The organism is Caballeronia sp., assembly GCF_049581465.1.
Taxonomy (GTDB): Bacteria; Pseudomonadota; Gammaproteobacteria; order Burkholderiales; family Burkholderiaceae; genus Caballeronia.
Genome location: NZ_JBAUSA010000674.1, coordinates 1 through 3275, shown reverse-complemented (window position 1 = coordinate 3275; position 3275 = coordinate 1). Strand labels below are relative to the sequence as shown.

Annotated in this window: 3 protein-coding genes and 1 pseudogene; all 4 read left to right on the top strand. The window is 60.1% G+C overall.

Annotated features, from left to right (window positions below; translation table 11 throughout):
• A partial coding sequence (locus tag WCA53_RS16720; RefSeq protein WP_423912669.1) for an FUSC family protein occupies nt 1–359 on the top strand: 359 nt, incomplete at its 5' end.
• A gap of 228 nt (nt 360–587) precedes the next feature.
• On the top strand, nt 588–1817 hold the full coding sequence (locus tag WCA53_RS16715) for an MFS transporter (RefSeq protein ID WP_423912665.1): 1230 nt from the start codon (nt 588–590) through the stop codon (nt 1815–1817).
• A gap of 217 nt (nt 1818–2034) precedes the next feature.
• Nucleotides 2035–2853, top strand: coding sequence for a TetR/AcrR family transcriptional regulator (locus WCA53_RS16710; protein ID WP_423912661.1), 819 nt, complete (start codon nt 2035–2037; stop codon nt 2851–2853).
• A 131-nt stretch (nt 2854–2984) separates the two neighbouring features.
• Nucleotides 2985–3275 (top strand): annotated as a pseudogene (locus tag WCA53_RS16705) (3-oxoacyl-ACP reductase); the annotation flags it as partial.

Genomic DNA, 3275 nt, shown 5'->3' with positions numbered 1-3275 from the left:
CTTACGTCGTCGCGGGATCGGCGAGCGGCACCATACAGCGTGTGTGTCGCCGGATTCTGGGCACATTGATTGGCGTTCCATTAGGTCTTGCCTGTCTGCCGGTCGCAGAGCATGCACCGCTGCTGATCTGGGCCGTGGCTGCGGCCGCAATGGTCGTCTATGCGATGGCGTTGCCGGAGCGCTACGACATCGCCTGCGCGGCGTTCGCTTTCACGCTGATCGTGACGCTCGCGGCAAGTGGCGTGCATTCGATCCCCCTGCTTGCAGCACGCGCCTGGGAGACGCTTCTAGGCGGGACAATCGGCCTCGCGGCCGCCATGTTTGTTTTTCCACTCCGATCCTCTGGTCGCCGCGAATAGTTATTGTCTTTCAATGACATTACGAATTGACTCGCAAATCGCTTTTGACGCGTCATCTTATTCGGGTAATTACTGAAACGGAAACTGCCGATAGTGTCATGCGGTGAATTAAACAGCGGCGTACACTCCAACTGCCGTACGGGCGGAACGCCTTGCGGGACGCGGCCCACGAGACTGCCGCGACCGCATTGTCAAAATCAATTTAAAAGTGAATGGGGAGTAGACGCAATGAGCTGGACGCGTGAACAAAGGAACGTAACGATAGCGGCCTATCTAGGCTGGACACTCGATGCCTTCGATTTCTTTCTAATGGTTTTCGTATTGAAAGATATCGCGACCGAATTCAATACGAAAATTCCATCGGTCGCGCTCGGCATCACGCTGACGCTCGCCATGCGGCCAATCGGAGCGCTGATATTCGGTCGTCTCGCCGATAAATACGGCCGCCGACCCACCCTGATGATCAACATCGCGGTTTACTCGCTGCTCGAACTGCTCTCCGGTCTTTCGCCGAATCTCTTCACCCTGCTCGTCTTGCGCTCGCTGTTCGGTATCGCGATGGGCGGCGAATGGGGCGTCGGCTCCGCCCTCGTGATGGAAACCGTGCCCACCAAGTCGCGCGGGATGGTTTCCGGGCTTTTGCAGGCGGGCTATCCGAGCGGATATCTGCTCGCATCGGTGGTGTTCGGCTTGCTGTATCAGTACGTCGGATGGCGCGGAATGTTCTTTATCGGCGTCGCGCCCGCGTTGCTCGTGTTGTATGTCCGTTCGAACGTGCCCGAGTCGCCAGCATGGATCGCGATGGAAAAGCGGCCGCGCCCCGGGCTGATCAAGACGCTCGCCCTGAATTGGAAATTGACGGTGTACGCGATCGTCCTGATGACCGCATTTAACTTCTTCTCGCACGGCACTCAGGATCTTTACCCGACCTTCCTGCGTGAACAACATCACTTCGATCCGCATACTGTCGCGCTGATTACCATCGTCCTGAATATCGGGGCGATTTGCGGCGGACTCTTTTTCGGGGCGATGTCAGAGAAAATCGGCCGGCGATGGGCCATTTTTATCGCCGCTTTGATCGCGTTGCCGGTGTTGCCGCTGTGGGCATTTTCGAGTGGGCCCGCGGCGCTGGCTGCCGGCGCGTTCCTGATGCAAATCTCGGTGCAAGGCGCATGGGGCGTCATTCCTGTTCACTTGAACGAGATCTCTCCCGATGAGATTCGGGCGACCTTCCCAGGACTCATTTATCAGACGGGCAATCTGCTGGCCGCGGTCAACGCCACCATGCAAGCCTCAATTGCCGTTAAGAACGGCAACAACTACGGGCTGGCTATGGCGCTTGTCGGAGGAAGCGTGGCGATCGTAATCGCCGGGCTCATCTTCTTTAGCCGCGAGCGGCGCGGGATCGACATGACCGAGTCGGCTCTGAAGGTCGGGACGGGGACGGCGGCTGTGTAGGGGTTTCTTGTCGTTGGGGGCGTCCTGGTTGTCATCTTCAGACGCCCTCACAAGCACGGTCGTTCTCTTTTTAGAGAACTCGCTCCACGAAATGGCTTGTCGTTCTGGTCAAACGTTTTTATCTTCCACGGATAATTCGCTTGAATCCGGCACGTTAAACGCCGCACAAAAGCCCTTTCCGCCTGTTTGTAACCGCATCGCGGTCCAGGAGTCGTAGTTGCCAAACCGTTCCACTCCTCTCGAGCCCGCCGCGCCGGCTCGACGCGCGGCCTTTCGCCTGTCTCCTCGCCCCGTCGGCGACACCAAAGTTCGTCTCCTCGATGCCGCCGAAGTGCTTTTCATCGATACCGGCTACGACGCCCTGTCGCTTCGTCAAATCACTGCCGACGCCGAAGCGAATCTCGCCGCAGTCAGCTATCACTTCGGCAGCAAGGACGCGCTCATCCGCGCCATGCTTGCCCGTCGTCTCGATGGCCTGAACGACGCGCGCCTCATCCTGCTGGAGCGCCTTGAATCGTCGCTGGGACCGGCTATCACTTGCGAGCAGGTGCTCGGCGCAATGTTCCTCCCAGCGCTGCAACGCGCCCGCCGTCCCCGTGACGGTGGCCCCGCCCTGCTTCGTCTCATCGGACGCGCTTACACCGATCCCTCGCCATTCATCCGCGCGTTCCGGTGCGATCACTACACCGGCGTTGCGGACCGGTTCTTCGCAGCATTCCAACGCGCGCTGCCACATCTTCCGCGCGCAGAACTAGGCTGGCGTCTGCATTTTTTCATCGGAACGGTATCGCGAAGTCTCGCCAGCCCGGACACGGATCAGCTCATCCACGACTTCTCACAAGGACAGCCCCTCGACGACTCGCAATTGGTCGGCCGTCTCGCCTGGCTCCTGGTGTCCGCGCTCCAGGCACCCCTTCCGGCCAACGATCGCGCCTGTCCATTCGAATCGATTCTCGGCGACTCCAGGCCGTCCGCAAGCACCGGCGATAGAGCGTCAGGAGCCGTACCTGTCGCGCTGCATCACGAAACAGCGTAAAAACCGCAAGGCCGACGCCTTCGGCGCCGATTTCGGTATGCTGGAGGCGCTGAAGAAACGCCAGCGAGCGTCAGGTCTCGAACTGGACGAATTCGACGCACGACCCTTCTTATAAGCGATGGCCCGCCGGCATGAGAGACCGCTACCTCGACTTTGTGAATTCGCCGCTTGGGGCGAGCGTTGCACGCTCTATCGGCTTGCCCAAACCCGAAGTATTGCGCCGGCATGCACCAGGGATTCCTGAGTTTGGCGGGATTGCGGCGATCGGCGCGGGTCCGTCGCCGACGTTATTCGACTCGCTGATCGCGGTGCTTTCGTCCATCGGCATGACGAGCGTCGCGCACGAAAGCGCGCTCGGCTGGCTGCCGGTCGCCGCCCGTCACGGCGCGATGAGCGGCCGCTTCGAGCCATCCACGTCACCC